At 73.5% G+C, this 15730-nt stretch carries 16 protein-coding genes; 3 read left to right on the top strand and 13 right to left on the bottom strand.

All coding sequences use genetic code 11. From position 1 onward, the window contains the following. Window positions 1-65: 65 nt before the first annotated feature. The 6 genes from HAV40_RS10755 to HAV40_RS10730 form a co-directional block, all read right to left on the bottom strand. Window positions 66-2378 carry an FtsX-like permease family protein gene (locus HAV40_RS10755; protein ID WP_203670837.1) on the bottom strand — a complete coding sequence of 771 codons (2313 nt, stop codon included), beginning with the start codon at window positions 2376-2378 and terminating at the stop codon, window positions 66-68. Beyond that, entirely contained in the window at window positions 2375-3055 is a 681-nt protein-coding gene (locus tag HAV40_RS10750) for an ABC transporter ATP-binding protein (protein ID WP_166380706.1), read from the bottom strand. The genes HAV40_RS10755 and HAV40_RS10750 overlap by 4 nt, the downstream gene beginning before the upstream one ends. A gap of 32 nt (window positions 3056-3087) precedes the next feature. Then, window positions 3088-3612 (bottom strand): PadR family transcriptional regulator, encoded by a 525-nt coding sequence (locus HAV40_RS10745; protein WP_166380705.1) that lies wholly within the window; start codon window positions 3610-3612, stop codon window positions 3088-3090. A gap of 87 nt (window positions 3613-3699) precedes the next feature. Further along, the gene (locus tag HAV40_RS10740) at window positions 3700-4023 is read right to left on the bottom strand and encodes a plasmid stabilization protein (RefSeq protein WP_166380704.1); all 324 of its coding nucleotides are present in this window, start codon (window positions 4021-4023) and stop codon (window positions 3700-3702) included. A 125-nt stretch (window positions 4024-4148) separates the two neighbouring features. Continuing rightward, window positions 4149-4562 (bottom strand): TIGR03668 family PPOX class F420-dependent oxidoreductase, encoded by a 414-nt coding sequence (locus HAV40_RS10735; protein ID WP_166380703.1) that lies wholly within the window; start codon window positions 4560-4562, stop codon window positions 4149-4151. Then, on the bottom strand, window positions 4559-5389 hold the full coding sequence (locus HAV40_RS10730; protein WP_166380702.1) for an LLM class F420-dependent oxidoreductase: 831 nt from the start codon (window positions 5387-5389) through the stop codon (window positions 4559-4561). The genes HAV40_RS10735 and HAV40_RS10730 overlap by 4 nt, the downstream gene beginning before the upstream one ends. Window positions 5390-5524: 135 nt before the next feature. Here HAV40_RS10730 and HAV40_RS10725 point away from each other — a divergent pair, with 135 nt between their 5' ends. Then, window positions 5525-6727: a low temperature requirement protein A gene (locus HAV40_RS10725; RefSeq protein ID WP_239085732.1), complete on the top strand. Its 1203-nt coding sequence runs from the start codon at window positions 5525-5527 to the stop codon at window positions 6725-6727. Window positions 6728-6917: 190 nt separating this feature from the next. After that, window positions 6918-7697 (top strand): polyprenyl diphosphate synthase, encoded by a 780-nt coding sequence (uppS, locus tag HAV40_RS10720; RefSeq protein ID WP_308440979.1) that lies wholly within the window; start codon window positions 6918-6920, stop codon window positions 7695-7697. Window positions 7698-7799: 102 nt separating this feature from the next. Here uppS and HAV40_RS10715 read toward each other — a convergent pair whose 3' ends face one another. After that, window positions 7800-8762 (bottom strand): ketopantoate reductase family protein, encoded by a 963-nt coding sequence (locus HAV40_RS10715; RefSeq protein WP_166380700.1) that lies wholly within the window; start codon window positions 8760-8762, stop codon window positions 7800-7802. A gap of 117 nt (window positions 8763-8879) precedes the next feature. Beyond that, the gene (locus HAV40_RS10710) at window positions 8880-9116 is read right to left on the bottom strand and encodes a hypothetical protein (RefSeq protein WP_166380699.1); all 237 of its coding nucleotides are present in this window, start codon (window positions 9114-9116) and stop codon (window positions 8880-8882) included. A 251-nt stretch (window positions 9117-9367) separates the two neighbouring features. On the opposite strand from HAV40_RS10710, the gene HAV40_RS10705 reads away from it, so the two are divergent. After that, window positions 9368-10282 (top strand): NmrA/HSCARG family protein, encoded by a 915-nt coding sequence (locus HAV40_RS10705; RefSeq protein WP_239085650.1) that lies wholly within the window; start codon window positions 9368-9370, stop codon window positions 10280-10282. Window positions 10283-10290: 8 nt separating this feature from the next. Here HAV40_RS10705 and HAV40_RS10700 read toward each other — a convergent pair whose 3' ends face one another. The 5 genes from HAV40_RS10700 to HAV40_RS10680 are packed head-to-tail and all read right to left on the bottom strand — an operon-like array spanning window position 10291 to window position 15694. After that, entirely contained in the window at window positions 10291-11223 is a 933-nt protein-coding gene (locus HAV40_RS10700) for an NAD-dependent epimerase/dehydratase family protein (protein ID WP_166380698.1), read from the bottom strand. Further along, the gene (locus HAV40_RS10695; protein ID WP_166380697.1) at window positions 11220-12752 is read right to left on the bottom strand and encodes a class I adenylate-forming enzyme family protein; all 1533 of its coding nucleotides are present in this window, start codon (window positions 12750-12752) and stop codon (window positions 11220-11222) included. Before HAV40_RS10695 ends, HAV40_RS10700 begins: the two co-directional genes overlap by 4 nt. 43 nt (window positions 12753-12795) lie before the next feature. Then, entirely contained in the window at window positions 12796-13947 is a 1152-nt protein-coding gene (locus HAV40_RS10690; RefSeq protein ID WP_166380696.1) for a cytochrome P450, read from the bottom strand. Continuing rightward, window positions 13944-14693 carry a glycosyltransferase family 2 protein gene (locus HAV40_RS10685; protein ID WP_166380695.1) on the bottom strand — a complete coding sequence of 250 codons (750 nt, stop codon included), beginning with the start codon at window positions 14691-14693 and terminating at the stop codon, window positions 13944-13946. Before HAV40_RS10685 ends, HAV40_RS10690 begins: the two co-directional genes overlap by 4 nt. Further along, window positions 14693-15694: a 3-oxoacyl-ACP synthase III family protein gene (locus HAV40_RS10680; protein WP_166380694.1), complete on the bottom strand. Its 1002-nt coding sequence runs from the start codon at window positions 15692-15694 to the stop codon at window positions 14693-14695. Before HAV40_RS10680 ends, HAV40_RS10685 begins: the two co-directional genes overlap by 1 nt. Window positions 15695-15730 lie beyond the last annotated feature (36 nt).

The following is a 15730-nucleotide window of genomic DNA, read 5'->3' as shown; positions in this document are numbered from 1 at the left end:
GGGTCAGAAACTGTGGTTGGCCACCAGTTTCTGACCCGAAACGGCGATCATGAAGCCCCGGTCGGTCACTCCGTGCGCAGGCCCTCGGCGCGCATGAGGCGCCAGAGCACCGGCAGGCTCAGCGCGGTGACCAGCAGGATCACTGCTCCGGCCAGGGCGGACACCACGCCGATACCGGTCCAGTCGATCGCCACCGGCGCGCCGATGATGCGCAGCAGCACCGCGCCGAGGCCGACGCCCGCGGCGCAGGCCAGCACCAGGCCGAGCACCACCGGCACCGCGGTCTGCCACAGGATCGCCCAGCTCATGGTGCGCCGCCGGGTGCCGAACGCGACCAGCACGGCCAGCAGCCTGCGCCGGTCGCGCAGCTGCTCCAGCACGACCACGAGCAGGCTCGCGCCGATCAGCAGCAGCGTCACCGCGGCTCCGGCGAACAGCCCCCGCCGCACCTGGGCGAACTTGTTGTCGACCACGGTCGGGTTGAGTTCCCAGGTGCTGCCGAACTGGTCGAGCTCCCAGCGGGTGGTGACGACCCTGTCGACCGCGTCGGTCGCGGCCGGGTCCACGGCGATCAGCGCCTGCAGCCACAGGTGCGGACCGGCGAGGACCGCCGCGGGCAGCGCACCAGGCGTGACCAGCACCCCGGCGGTGGCCCCGTTGAGCGGATCGATCAGCGGACGTACGGTGCGCGCCCCGGCCGGGACCGTCCAGGGCGTGCCCGGGTCGTCGTCCGCGCGGATGGTGACCGCCGTGCCGGGCGCGGGCGGCGTGAACTCGGGATTGTCCACCACGAACGCGTCACCGTCGGCGCAGTCGCCGATCTCGGCGAGGCGGCGCAGGTCGTCGCAGCCGGCCAGGGTCAGCGGCGCGGACGGGATCTCGCCGTCCGGCTTGGGCTCCAGCTCCATGGTGAGGATGCTGCGGGAGCTGATCGCCGTCACGCCCGGCGTCGCGGCGAACCGGGCGGTCGCCACGGCCGCGTCGGGCCAGCCGTGCGGCAGGCCGACGGTGGCGGAGATCTGGGCCCGGCTCGGGTCCTGACCGCTGAAGCGCTGGTAGTTGGCCTCCACTGCGGCGAACATCATCTGCAGGCCGATCGCCCCGGCGACCGCGACCGCGACCCCGGTGACGGCGCGCGCCGACATGCTGCCGTCGAGCTGGAGCCGCCGGACGGCGAGCTGCCAGGCGACCGGGCCGCCGTGGATGCGGCGGACGACCGACTGCACCAGCCAGGGCAGCAGGGTGGCCACGCCGAGCAGGATGAAGCACACCCCGCCGATGACCTGCCACTCACTGAAGCCTTCGCTCTCCTTGCTGACGCTGCCGACCAGTGGCAGCAGCAGGAGCACGCCGAGCACGGGCAGGATCAGCCGCCACCACAGCCGCCGCCTGGTGTCGCCACCTCGGCGTACCACGCCCAGGGGTTCGATCATGACCCGGCGCAGGGACAGCACGGTGACCACGACGGCGGCCGCGGGCACCGCCGCGACGATCAGCGCCGCCAACACGGGGTCGGGCCGCACGTCGGCCGGGTAGACGCTGATGCCCATCAGCTCGACCGAGCCCACGAACGAGCGTCCGGCCAGGAACATCAACGCCCCGGTCACGACGCCGAGCAGCGCGCTGAGCATGGCCTCCCCGGCGGCGATGCGCCGGGCCATGCCGGTGTCCGCGCCGACCAGGCGTACTCCGGCCAGCCGCCGGTCGCGGCTGTCGCCGCCGAATCGGATCGCCGACGCGACGAACATCGCGACCGGCAGCAGCAGCACCACGAAGATGATCACGACGAGGAGCAGCAGCACCGGGTCCAGGCCGTCGGAGGTGTTCTCGTCGCCGAAGCTGTTGCGCCGCCCGACGCCGGAGGTGTCCGCGGTCAGCGTGTCGCTGCCCAGGTAGAAGGCGAGTTCGCCGGGACCCTGCAGGCCCTCGTCGGCGATGAGCCCGGCCGCCGGGTAGTGCAGCCGTTCGCGCAGCAGCGCGCCCTCCGGCGTGACGAGCAACCGGGCCAGCGCCGGGGACACGACCATCTCGCCCGGTCGCGGCAGCGCGGTCAGACCGGGCGGGACCACCGGCTGGGAGCCTTCGGCCCGCACCAGCCGGCCACGGATGCCGGCGTCACGGTACTGCATGTCGGTGACGCCGACCAGGGTGCTGCGGTCGGTGTGCTCGACCTGCGCGCCGTAGTTCTGGTCGGCGCGGGCGGCGTTGCGGTCGCTACGGGCCTGCATCATGTGCGGGATGCTGACGGCGGCCAGGAGCATCGCCACCCCGAGGCCGACGCCGACGGCGGTCAGGGCGGCGCGGACCAGACCGGAGCGGCCGCCGGCCAGCGCCATGCGCGCCCCGAGCAGCAGTTCGCGCAGCCAGGACGGGCTCACGCGACCCGCTCCAGGTCCAGCGAGGCGCCGTCGCGGACCACGACCTCCCGGTCGGCGTACGCCGCGACCCGGGGCTCGTGGGTCACCAGCACCACGGCCGCGCCGGTGTCGCGGGCGGCCTGGCCGAGCAGCTGCATGACCTTCTCGCCGTTGAGGGAGTCCAGGGCCCCGGTCGGCTCGTCGGCGAAGACGACCTTCGGCTCGGTGACCAGGGCACGGGCCACGGCCACCCGCTGGCCCTGGCCGCCGGAGATCTGGCCGGGCAGCTTGCCCGCGACGTCGCCGACCTCCAGCCGGTCGAGCCACTCGCGGGAGCGGCGCTCGGCCTCCTTGCGGCGCACCCCGTCCAGCCGCAGCGGCAGGGCGACGTTCTCGACGCAGGTCAGTTCGGGCACGAGCTGGCCGAACTGGAAGACGAAGCCGAAGTCGCGACGGCGCAGGGCGCTGCGCTCGACGTCGGTCATCGACGAGATCAGCCGTCCGGCGTACACGACGGTGCCGTCGTCGGGGCGCACGATGCCGGCCAGGCAGTGCAGCAGGGTCGACTTGCCGGAGCCGGACGAGCCCATCACGGCGACGATCTCCCCGGCGCGGACGGTCAGCGAGGAGCCGCGCAGGGCGGGGGTGGTGCCGTACATCTTGTGCAGGTCGGTGCCGACCAGCAACGCCTCGGTCATGGGGTGGTTCTCCTTGCGGGGGTGGTCCGGGGTCACGGGCGGACTCGGGCGGCCAGCTCGTTGAGCCGGGCCGCGGTCAGTTCGAGCCAGCGCAGGTCGGCTTCGAGGTGGAACAGGGCGTGGTCGCAGATCAGCTGCTCGGCCAGGTCGCCGCCGGTCTTGCGGCGGGTCACCTCGCGCATCAGGCGCAGGTGCTCGGTGCGCTGCACGTCGAGGATCTCGTCGGCGGGGCGGCCGGTCATCAGCGCGAGCACGACCTTGGTGTAGAGCACGCTCTGCAGGTAGGGCTCGGGTTTCTCGGGCTGGCTGAGCCACGCCTGCACGTCGGTGATGCCCGCGTCGGTGACGGCGTAGCGCTTGCGTTCGGGGCCTTCGCCCGGTTCGAGGCCGTCAACGACGACCAGGCCGTTCTTGAGCAGGCGGGACAGCGTGGCGTAGACCTGGCCGTGGTGCAGGGGGCGGCCGGGCGAGAAGCGCTCGTCGTAGGCGCGCTTGAGGTCGTACCCGTGTCGGGGCTTGCCTTCCAGCAGGCCGAGGAATGAGTGACCGATCGACATGGGAGGACTGTACACCACGTGTATACATCGCGTGTATACCTGTCACGCCTACCGCAGCGTACGCCGCAGAATCGGCGTTTGCCCAGGTCAACGGCGCAGGGCGTGCTCCAGTTGAGCCTTGGTCATCGAGGAGCGGCCTTTGATGTTGCGCCGCCGCGCCTCCTCGTAGAGTTCGTCGCGGCTGAGCTCACCGGCCCCCGGCGCGGGCGGCATCGACAGCATCCGGCCGGACTTGATCTCCTTCTTGGCCCGTGCCCGCGCCCGCTTGGCCTCCATCGCGAGGATCTCCTCGGTGCCGGGCACCCGGCTCGCCTTCGCCTCCGCCTCGCCGACCTTGCGCTCCATGGCCCGGACCGACCCGGTCACGTGCTTGCGGCGGCGGTCGCGTTTCTCCTCCGGGTCCTGCGGCATGACGTTCCCCTTCCGCGAGGCCACCGGCGCTACGCCGGGGCGAGGCTCTCACCTGCACCATCGTCGCGCGGCGCCGGCCTGCCGCGGATCGGAACGGCGCAACTCGGCGAGCTGATCCATCGCGGTCAGCGGCCCGCCGCCGCCCAACCGGTCCAGCGCTCGACGTCGACCGCCAGCACCGGGCCGGGCGGCGGCTGCGTCACGTACTGCGGGTACCGCGCGGCGAGCAGGCCCAGCGCCGAAGCGCCCTCGGGGTCACCCGCGGGCAGGACCCGGGCGGTGCCGTCGGCGCGGACCCACCACAGTGCCGTCCAGTCGTCGTCGTAGTGGTCGGCCAGAAGGCACACGCGCGGGTCGGCGGCGACGTTGGCCAGCCGCCGCAGCGCCGGCGTGCGTTTGGGTTTGCGGTCCACGGCGCTGTACACGGTGTCGCCGGACAGCGCGAACACGACCGGCACCAGGTGCGGCGCGCCGGACGGGCCGACCGTCGCCAGGCGCGCGACCCGCGCGGTCGCGAACCGTTGCCGGGCCTGGTTCATCCGACGGTGAACGTGCCGATCGCGTGCTCCCACTGCTCCAGCGCCCGCTGTACGACCGCTTCGGGACCCGAGGGCAGCCAGTGCATCGCCCGGTGCACCCCGGCGTGGGCCAGCCGCTCCAGTACGGCCGGGTCGGCGGGCACGGACATCACCTGCACCTGCACCGGCCGCTCGGCGCGGGCCCGCAGCTGCGCGATGCGGTCCAGCACGGCCGCGTCCTCGCCCCAGTTCGGCAGCCAGCCGTCGGCGAAGGCGAGCACCCGGTCGAGCACGGTCGGGCCGGTGCCGCCGACCAGGATCGGCGGGTGCGGCCACTGGGCGGGCTTGGGATACGACCAGATCCGGTCGAAATTGACGTACTCCCCGGAGTAGCTGGCCTCGTGCCGGGACCAGATCTCCTTCATCGCCTCGACGCGCTCGGCCAGCACCGCCATGCGCACCTTCGGGTCGGTGCCGTGGTTGCGCATCTCCTCGCGGTTCCAGCCCGCGCCGACGCCGAACTCGAACCGTCCGCCGGACAGGTGGTCGACGCTGGCCACGGCCTTCGCGGTGTGGATCGGGTCGCGCTGGATGACCAGGCAGATGCCGCTGCCCACGCGCAGCCGCGAGGTCGCCGCCGCGGCCGCGGTGAGCGCGACGAACAGGTCGTAGCAGTGCCAGTACTTGGGCGGCATCTCCCCGCCCGGGTAGGGGCTCTCCCGGCTCGCGGGGATGTGGCTGTGCTCGGCGAAGAACAGCGCGTTCTGGCCGCGGTCCTCGACGAGCCGGGCCACCTCTCCCGGGCTCATGCCGTCATGGGTCGGGAAGTAACCGACGCCGAACTCCATACCGAGACCCCCGTCCGCGTGCAGCCGCCAGTCAGCATATGCACTGATAAAGGACGTTAGCTGGTATATCGATGGGAGGTCACCGCGCCACGGCCGACGCGTCACGGCTGTGCGACAGTGTCCCGCGTGATCGAGATGTCGACGGCCGCCGGCGAGGGACGCAAGGTCAGCTGGCTCGAGCTGTTCTTCGACCTGGTCGTGGTCGCGGCCGTGGTCGAGCTGGCCCACGAGCTGCACCATCCGAGCTGGACCGGCGGGGCGCTGTACCTGCTGCTGTTCTTCGCGATCTGCGTCGCGTGGAGCGCGTTCACCCTGTACGCCAATGTGGCCGGAGAGCAGACCCGCCGCCGCACCATGCTGCTGGCGATGTTCGGCATGGCCGTCATGGCCGCCGCCATCCCCGGCGCGGCCGAGGGCCGCACCCGGGTGTTCATCATCGCGTACGTGGTCGTGCGGCTACTCGGCTCGCAGGCGTGGACCCGGACCGGCCGCCCGCTGCTCGACTGGCCGTCGGTGCAGGGCGGACTCGGCCTGCTGCCCTGGATCGCCTCGATCTGGGTGCCCGCGCCGGGCCGGTACTGGCTGTGGGCCCTCGGCCTGCTCATCGACGTGCTGCTGCCGATGTTCATGCCCGACCGCGCACCCGACCGGCCCGAGTGGGCCGAACGCATCGCGCAACGCCGCGGCGGGCGGCTGTCCGCCGTCCAGTTCGCCACCGTCGACCGCGCCCACCTCGCCGAACGGTGCGGCCTGTTCATCATCATCGTGTTCGGTGAGGCGACCATGCAGCTCGTGGCCGGGGCCGCCGACCTCGAACACTGGACCCGCGCGCTGCTGTCGGTGTCGGTGGCCAGTTTCGCCCTGCTGATCGGCATGTGGTTCCCGATCTTCTACCGCGACGGCTACCTGACCTCGCACATCGCCGCCCTGCCCGTACGGCTGCTGATGCCCCTGCTGTTCCTCACGGCCGCGAGCATCACCGCCGTCGCCTCGGCGCTGGGCACGCTGGCGACGCTGACCGAGGAGGCGCATCCGCGCGTGCCGACCGGCATCCGGGTGATGCTGTGCCTGGGCGTGGCCGGCTACTACGTCGCGGCGGTGCTCGGCGAGGCGCTGCGCCGCACCCGCGACGGATCCTGGGGCGAGCGGTTCCGGCTGGCGGGGATGATCGCCCTGGGTCTGCTGGTGCCCACCGTGCTGGCCGTGTTCGGCGCCCGGATGGCGCCCGCCGGGCTGGCGTGGTCGCTGTTCGGGGCGGTGACCCTGATGGCCGGCTACATCCGCCGCGTCATGCAGGGCACATCCGGACCAGCCGAGCCCGAGCCGGCGGCGGCCTAGCCCGCCACCCGGACGCACCACGTCGAACCGCCTGGATGCTCAGTTCCACAGTGTGATCTGGACGGTCACCGAGTAGGGCGGATCGGGGTGTTCGGTGGTGACCTTCAGCAGCGCCACAGTATCTTCACAGGACCCCCGCATCTGCGCCCGGACGACCACGCGCGACGGTGAACGGTGATGTGATGCGCTGATGATGCCGTCACTCCGCGCCGCCGCCTACCGGCTCTACATCCACCGCCTACGCCGTCGGCTCGCCGGTGCCGCCCTGCCCCGGCACGTCGCCATGGTGATGGACGGCAACCGGCGCTGGGCCCGCGAGCGGGGCCTGGCCCCGCAGACCGGCCACCGATACGGCGCGGAGCACCTCGACGAGGTGCTGGGCTGGTGCGCCGAGGCGGGCATCGCGCACGTGACCGTGTTCGTCGCCTCGGTCGACAACATGCGCAAGCGCGACAGCGACGAGGTCGACAACCTGATGGCGATGATGGAGAACGTCATCGCCCACCGGCTGACCCGGCCGGACAACCGCTGGCAGCTGCACCTGGCGGGCCGCCTGGATGTGCTGCCCGACTCCACCCGCAACGCGCTGAAACTGGCCGAGGAGACCACCCGCGAGCGCGACGCGCTGTTCCACCTGACCGTGGCCATCGGCTACGACGGCCGGGAGGAGATCGTCGACGCCGTACGCTCGCTGCTGGACGCGCGGGCCCGCGCCGGTGCGACGATTCACGACGTGGCACAGGACATCACCGCCGAGGCGATCGCGGCACATCTGTACACCGACGGCAGGCCCGATCCGGATCTGGTCATCCGCACCAGCGGCGAGCGGCGCCTGTCCGGGTTCCTGCTCTGGCAGGCGGCCTACTCGGAACTGTACTTCTGCGACGTGTACTGGCCCGGATTCCGTGAGGTGGACTTCCTGCGGGCGCTGCGTTCGTACGCGGCCCGCTCCCGCCGTTTCGGCGCCTGAACGGCTTGCGAGGTGTGCGTGGCAGTGGCCGCGATCGTCGCGTTGTGGATGCTGCGCGCGCAGACCCGCGCTCTCGCATCCGCCACGCCGAGCCCGACGTAGCTACCCGCCGAGGGTCGCCAGCCAGTCCGCGGGTGCGAGCGACGCCGGGGCCCGGCCCTCCCGGGCGAACCTGTTCGCCCAGCGGCGGGCGTTCTCGTTGTAGGGCGCGGGCAGGCCGTGCAGCCGCGCCAGCAGCACGATCTCGCCGCTGAGCTGGTCGGCTTCGATGTGGCCGGTGCCCCGGGCCAGGCTCTGCCACGACGAGCCGCCACCGCGCGCGCCGGTGAACGCGGGTTTGAGGATGTCGGCCCGGCGCGCGTCGTCCTCGTCCTTGGGCGTGTACGCGATCCCGGCCGCGTCGAGCACCGCCACCGCCTCGGCCCTTGCCTGTGCGGCGATCTCGCCGAAGCCGTCGGCACGCTCGCACACCGCGTCGACGGCGTTGCCGACGCTGCGCAGCAGCTTGCCGTACTTCCAGCGCATGATGTCGGGGCGCGGCTCGCTGCCGTATCCGGCCGCGCGGAACGCGGCGGCGATCGACTCGGCGGTGGTGTCGGTGCCGGACGGGAAGCGGCCGATGTCGAGCAGGCCCGGCACCGGGTGGCAGTCGGCGCGGACGACACCGGGCGTCAGGTGGCTCGTCGGCGACATCACGCACACGCCGTACACGTGCTCGAAGGCGCGCAGCGCCCGGCGTTCGTTGTCGACGCCGTTCTGCAGGCACACGACGGGTGTCGTAGCAGGTGCGCAGGCGGCGAGTTCACGCAGCGCCGCCTCGGTGTCCTCGCCCTTCACGGCGAGCAGGACGACGTCCCCGTCCTGCCAGGCGATCTCGGCGGGTCCGGCGGCCACGGGCACGTCCACGGTGCGTGAACCGGTGCCGTCCTGCAGGGTCAGTCCGTGTTCGCGGATGGCGGCCAGGTGCTCGCCGCGGGCGATCAGGACGACGGGCTGGCCGGACAGGTGCAGGTAGGCGCCGAGTACGCCGCCGACCGCCCCGGCCCCGTAGACGATCATTCGCATCAGGTCAACCTACCCGCAGGTCGCGGGCGGTGGCCGCCGGCTGGGGGGCCCGGCGGCCACCGGTCGAGCGGACGTGCCGCGGCCCGGGCAGGCCGGGGGGTGTCCGCCCACGGCGGGTCACTCCACCGGGTGGCCGCCGTCGCCGTCGACGATGATGTCCATCTCGCCGTTCTGGGTGAGGTCGACCATGGTCACGTCAGGCTTGCCGTCGCCGTTGGTGTCCGACTGGAACAGGTCGGCCTTGCCGTCGCCGTCGGTGTCGATCGCCCACAGGTCGGGCTTGCCGTCGCCGTTGGTGTCCAGCGCCAGGATCTCGTCGTGCCCGTCACCGCGGGTCTGCACAGTCTCCGTCATGCCGGGCCCGATACCCGGCCGCGGTGTTGTTATGCCGGGTCACTGCCGCCAGTACGCGCCCACGCCGCCGGTGACGGGATGCGGTCGGGCCCGGCACCGGCCCGGACGGCGATGCGGACCACAGGCTGGCTCGAGGAGTCGAACATCGCCGAACGGCCGGATTCCGTGGCCGCGACCCCTCCCGCACGGGGCGGCCGGACGTCATAGGTGAAGGCGCACGACACGTCTCGAATCCGGCGACAGGGGGCCGCATGTCCACCGATGACAAGACCGTGCTGGTGATCGGCGCGACCGGGCAGCAGGGCGGCGCTGCCGCGCGGGCGCTGCTGATGCGCGGATGGGACGTGCGGGCGCTGGTCCGCGACCCGGGCACGCTCGCCGCGCGGCGACTGGCGGACCTCGGCGCGCGGCTCGTCCGCGGCGACCTCGACGACCCCGGATCGCTGTCTGCCGCGATGGACGGGGCGTACGGGGTGTTCCTCGCCCTGACCATGATGAACGGGCCACTGGTCTGCCCCGCCGGGGTCGCCGCCGAGCAGCGGCGCGGGTTCGCCGTCGCCGAGCAGGCGGTCCGCTCCGGGGTCGGGCACCTGGTATACAGCTCGATCTTGGGGGTGGACAGCGGCACCGACATCTCGTTCTACGACAGCAAGGCCGCGATCGAGACCCGGTTGCGCGCGCTGGAGGTGCCCGCGACGGTGCTGCGGCCGGCCTCGCTGATGGAGAACTTCACGACACTGACCCGGCCCGCGATCGTGTCGGGTGAACTGGTCCTGGCGATGGCGCTGCATGCGCAGACGCCGCTGCCGATGATCGCCGCCCATGACGTCGGCGAGTTCGCGGCGGTCGCCTTCGAGCAGCCGGGACAGCTGCTCGGCGCGACCGTGGAGATCGCCGGGGACGTGCGCACCGGACCGGAGATCGCCGCGGCCTTCGGCCGCGCCGCCGGGCGGTCGGCCCGGTTCGCCCGGCTGCCCGCCGAGACGCTGGGCTTCTTCGATCCGGAACTGGCCCGGATGCACGCCTGGATCGACTCGCGGCCCGCGATTCCCAAACCTGCGGCACTGTTCGACCTGCACCCCGACCTGATGACGCTCGAAACGTGGATCGGGACGACGAACGCCTGGCGGGGCGGCCATCTGCCGTTCGGCGGCTGGATCGGGTGACTGCCGGGCTACCAGTCCCCCGCGCCCGTGAACGAGGTCGCTTCCGGGCGGTAGCCGAGGGTCTGGCGGGCGGCGGTGATGTCCAGGGTCCGTTCGACGGCGAGGTGGCTGATCGCGTACCGGGTCAGCCTCGGCGGGCGGGGCGCGCGGACCAGGCGGTAAAGCCCCTCGACCGCCGTGGCCAGCGGCCACACCACGCGCAGCGGCAGGTACACGGGCCGGGCGGCGATGCCGCGTTCGGCGAGGATGGCGCGCAGGGCGTCGTCGAGCACGACGGGTGCGGCGTCGGTGACGTTGAAGACGCCCCGCCCCACCGGCCCGCAGGCGGCGAGGGTGCAGGCCTGGACCAGGTTGCCGACCGAGGTCAGGCTGATCGGCTGGCGGCCGTCGCCGACCGCGGGCAGCCGGGTGCCGCGCACGGCGGCCAGGACGCGTGGCAGCAGTGTCGTGTCGCCGGGGCCGTAGACGGCGTGCGGCCGCAGCACGATCGCGGGACGGTCCGCGGCGAGCACGATCCGCTCGGCGGCCGCCTTGGACGCGCCGTAGGCGTTGAGGTAGCGGCCCACCGGGGCCTGGTCCTCGGTGGCCATGACCGTGGGCTGTCGCGGGTCGTACACGCTGGCGGTGCTGACGTGCACGAACCGCGCCTGCGGCCAGGTCGTCATGGCGTGGCGGGTGCCGTCGACGTTGACGGCGTGGAACTCGCGGGACGGTCCCCAGTCGGTGACCGTGCCCGCGCAGTGGACCACGGCGTCGGCCTGCGGCGGGTCGGCGAGCGGGCCGCCGGTGAGGTCCCACTGCCGGTATGCGGCCGCGCCGAGGTGGCCGGGCGGTGGCGCGGGGCGGCGTCCGAAGCCGGTGACGTCGTGGCCCGCCGCGCTCAGTGCTCGGCACACCGCGCCGCCCACGAAACCCGACGCGCCGGTCACCGCGATCCTCACCGGGATGCCTGGCCAGCCGTCACGAGGTCCCGCAGCGCGGGCCGGTCGACCTTGCGCCCGCGACCGCTGCGGGGCAGGTCCGGCAGCACGACGATGGCGTCGGGCAGCGCGTCGTGGTCGATGATCGCGGGCAGGTCGCGCCGTAGCCGGGCGGGCAGGGTGGCGGCCGCCGCCGGGTCGTCGGCGACGACGGCGAGCACGACGCGCTCGTCGCCGTGGCCGGGGTCGGGCACCCCGACGTACGCGGCCTCGGCGACGCCTGGCAGCGCGGTGATCGCGGGTTCGTAGAGTCCGGGATAGAGGTTGAACGAACCGCGGATGAGCATGTCCTTCTTGCGGCCGAGCAGCACCAGGCGGCCCTCGGCGTCAAGGCGGGCCAGGTCACCGGTCGGCAGCCACGGCGACGGCGGCTCGCCGAGGTAGCCGGGGCTGCGGTTCGGCCCGGCGAGCAGCAGTTCGCCGTCGGTGTCGAGGCGGACCTGGACGCCGGGCAGCGGCCGGCCGAGCAGGTCGCCGGTGTCGTGTTCGACGTGGGCGATCTTTTCGGCGGCGGTGGCGATGGCGACGGGCAGCATCTCGGTCATCGCGTACACCGACAGGACCTGCGCGTGCGGGGCGGCCGCGACGGCGCGGCGCAGCACCCCGGCGGGCGCGGGCGCGGAGCCGAGCAGGATGTGGCGCAGGGGCGGTGGCAGCGGTCCGGGTGCCGCGTCGAGGATCTCGGCCAGCCGCACCGGCACGCAGTAGGTGTGGGTGGCCTGCCGCTGGCGCAGGTGTACGGCGAACTGGGCCGCGGAGCCGGTCAGCGGCGGCAGGGACCAGCGCGCGCCGGAGGCGAGCGTGGGCAGGCCGAGCATCAGCTGGTCGGTGTGCACGACGTCGCCGGGGCCGATCGGCACCCGTTCGCGCAGCAGTTCGAGCGCGGCCGACAGGGACGCGCCGGTGTGTACGACGGCGCGGGGGTGCGCGGTCGTGCCGGAGGTGAAGATGACGGCGGCGGGAGCTTCGGGGTCGGTGTCCGTGTCCGGTGCGGTGGGCGGTGCCTTGAGCAGCCTGTCCAGCGCCAGCGCCCCGGGCGGCACGCCGGGCAGCCGGCGTCCGGTGTAGACGTGGCGGGCCACGTCGAGGGCGGCCAGGTTGGGCAGCAGCAGTCCACGGCGGCGGGCGTACGCGCGGACCGGGCGCAGACGGCTCGCGGCGTACAGCAGCGATTCGGCGGCCGACCAGCGCGGGCGGGCCAGCCGCATACGGGCGGTGAACATCTCCGGGCCCGCGCCGGGATCGGCGAAGATCACGCAGCCGCCCGCGGCGACGACCGCGATGGCCAGCATCAGCGACTCCGGCGAGGGGCGCACCGAGAACAGGACGCCGTCGCCGGGGCGCAGCCCGTTGTCGCGCAGCCCGTGGCGCACCGACAGCACCCGGCGGCGCAGCTCGCCGTAGGTCAGTTCCGTGCCGTCGCCGGCGACCAGCGCGACCGCCGACGGGGTGCGGGCCGCCTGGTCGAGGACCTGTTCGACGAGACTCACCGGCCCACCGCCGCAGCGGCGACGCGGGCACGGCTGTCAGGCCTCACCTGCTCACCACCAGTTCCCGGTAGGTCGGGATCAGCACGCCGCGAGCGGCCCGGCGGCGTACGACGCGCAGGGGCGCGGCGGCCAGCACGGTGCGGGCGACGGTGCGGATCTCGGCCATCGCGAGGGGGTAGCCGATGCAGAAGTGCGGGCCCGCGCCGAACCACAGCCGCCGCAGCTCGGGCGGGTGCGGCCGGTCGAGGTCGAACGGCCCGTACGCCTGGCAGCAGTTGTGTGTCGCGAGCAGCACCCGGTCGCCGGGCCGGACGGCGACGCCGCCGATGGCGGTGTCGGCGTGCACGCTGCGCAGCATCACCGGGGTCGGGGTGCTGACCCGCATCGCCTCGTCGATCGCCGGGTCGAGCAGGTCCGGGTCGGCGGCGACGCGGTCCAGGTCACCGGCGTCGTGCAGCAGGGCGATGAGCCGGGGCACGAGCGTGGCGACGGTCTCGGTGCCGGTGAGGAAGAACGCGCCCGCCGCGCCGCGCGCCTCGGCTTCGGAGATTCCCAGCGCCTTCATCCGGCCCATGACGGTGGTCTCGTCCCCGGCCCGGTAGGCGCGTGCCGCGACCGCGCCGACCGGCCTGAGAACGTCGCGTGCGCGCTGGGCCTGGGCTGGGGACAGGGTGCGGGTGCGCAGGGTGACCATGGACACGATCTGCTCGCCGCGGTGGAACATCTGCCGGTGGTCGTCCTCCGAGCGGGATTCCAGGCCGACGACGGCACAGATGACCGCACCGGCCATGACCCGCATCGTGTCGACGAGGTCGACCGGCTCGCCGCGGCCGAGCCGCCCGGACAGCGCCGCCAGGGGCCCGCCGAGGACCTGGGCGCACAGGCGGTCGGCGTAGCCGGGGGTGAACAGTTCGGCCAGTCTGCCGCGCAGCGCCCGGTGCGCGGGACCTTCCATGTTGAGCAGCACCGACGGGCCGAGGATCGGGGTCCACAGGTCGCCGGAGGAGCCGGGGCCGTCCTTGCGGAACGTGTCGCCGTCGAGCAGGACGTCGCGGGCCAGGGCCGCGTCGTTGACGACGACGCCGAGGCCGGGCACCCGCACCACCGGCCCGCGCCGGGCCAGCAGCCGCAGCAGCGGGTACGCGAACGGGTGCGCGCGCCGGTAGAGCCGGCGCTCCCAGACGGCGGGGTTCACCGGATGTCCACCCGGTCGGGGGTGTAGCGGTGGTCGGCGTACCAGGCCAGGGTCCCGACCAGGCCGTAGGCGCGCAGCCGCCGGACCGAGCCGTGCACGAGCACGTCGCGGCGCAGGCCGTAGTCGCGGGTGAGTTTGCGGACCCGGTTGACCAGTGCCCGGTCCTCGTGGACGTCCTCGATGCGGGTGCGCGGGAAGCCGCCCGCGGCCTCGTACAGTTCGGCGGTGATGGCGAGGTTGCAGCCGGGCATCATCACGTACGGGCCGACGTAGGCGGCGTCGCGGTTGCCGGGCCGGAACCGGCCGAACGTCGCCGCCACCGACACGACGGCGGGCAGCAGCCGCTTCTCCCACCAGCGCAGCGGGAACTCGTCGGCGCGGGGGCGCAGCGGCCCGCTGAGCATCCGCAGCCCGCCGGCGAACCCGCGGCGCACCGCGGCGACCCAGCCGGGCGCGGGCAGGCAGTCGGCGTCGGTGCGGGCCAGCAGTGTCGCCCCGTGCGCGATGGCGTACCGCATCCCGGTGTCGGCCGCCGCCCCGGTGCCCTTCACCGGTTCGGTGATCACGTGCAGGTCGAGGCGGTCGGCGAACCCGGCCGCGATCGACGCGGTCGCGTCGGCGCTGGCGTTGTCGACCACGACGACCGTGAACGCGGTATCGGTCTGCTCGGTGAGCCGGTGCAGCGTCGCCCCGATGGAGCGCTGCTCGTCGTACGCCGGGATGACGACCCACAGCGGGTGGCCCATCACAGCTCCGCGAACATCACGCCGAGGCTGACCCCGCCGGCCAGGCCGATCAGCGCGACCCGGTCGCCGGGCCCGCACCGCCCGTCCTGGATCGCGGTGGCCAGCTGCAGCGGCAGCGTGACGCTGGCCAGGTTGCCGTGCTCGGGCAGCGTCACCACGAGCCGGTCCGCCGGGACGCCCAGCCCCGCCCGCAGCTGCTCCAGGTAGGGCATCGCGACCTGGTGCACACACACGACCGCGAAGTCGTCCCAGGTCAGGCCGGTGTCACCGAGCGCCTCCAGGAACAGGCGCGCACCGTTGCGGACGAACACGTCACGCAGCCGCCGCCCGTCGCCGCTGAAGTACGTCGCGTCGGGGTCGCGGGGGCGCATGGTGCCGCCCGCCGGCAGCGTGCCCACGTCCCAGGCGGTGGAGTCGGCGGCGAAGCGCCGGTGGAACACCCCGCCCGTGGCGGCGGGTTCCAGCAGCATCGCGGCCCCGCCGTCGGACAGGGTGTAGCCGGCGAACGCGTCGACGAACTGCTCGCGGCCGCTGACCTGCCAGCGGATCGCCCGCGAGGGCACCTCGCCGGAGCAGACCAGCACCCGGCGGTGCTGGCCGGTGACGATCAGCGCCTCGGCGAGCTGTACGCCGTTGAGGAAGCTGTTGCAGGCGTTCTTCACGTCGAACACGGCGCAGTTCGCGCCGAGCTTCGCGGCGACGATGTGCGCGGTGGCGGGCTCGATCAGGTCCTGCGACGCCGAACCGAAGATGATCAGGTCGAGGTCGGCGGCGGCCAGTCCGTGCCCGGCCAGCAGCTTCTCCGCGGCGGCCACCGCCAGGTCGGAGGCCTGCACGTCGTCGGCGGCGTAGTGCCGGTGCCGGATGCCGGTCAGCCGCTCCACGATCGTGGCGTGTGGGACGAAGCCTTGGCTGTGCTCGGCGATCCGGCGTTCGACCTGCGCACTGCTGACACGCACGGGCGGCAGGTGCGCCTCCACCCCGACGATCCTGGCTCTCATTGCACCTCCTGCACGGCCGGGCTGCCCGGCCACGGG

This window comes from Catellatospora methionotrophica (assembly GCF_011297335.1).
Taxonomy (GTDB): domain Bacteria; phylum Actinomycetota; class Actinomycetes; order Mycobacteriales; family Micromonosporaceae; genus Catellatospora; species Catellatospora methionotrophica.
This window is presented reverse-complemented; position numbering and strand designations above follow the sequence as displayed.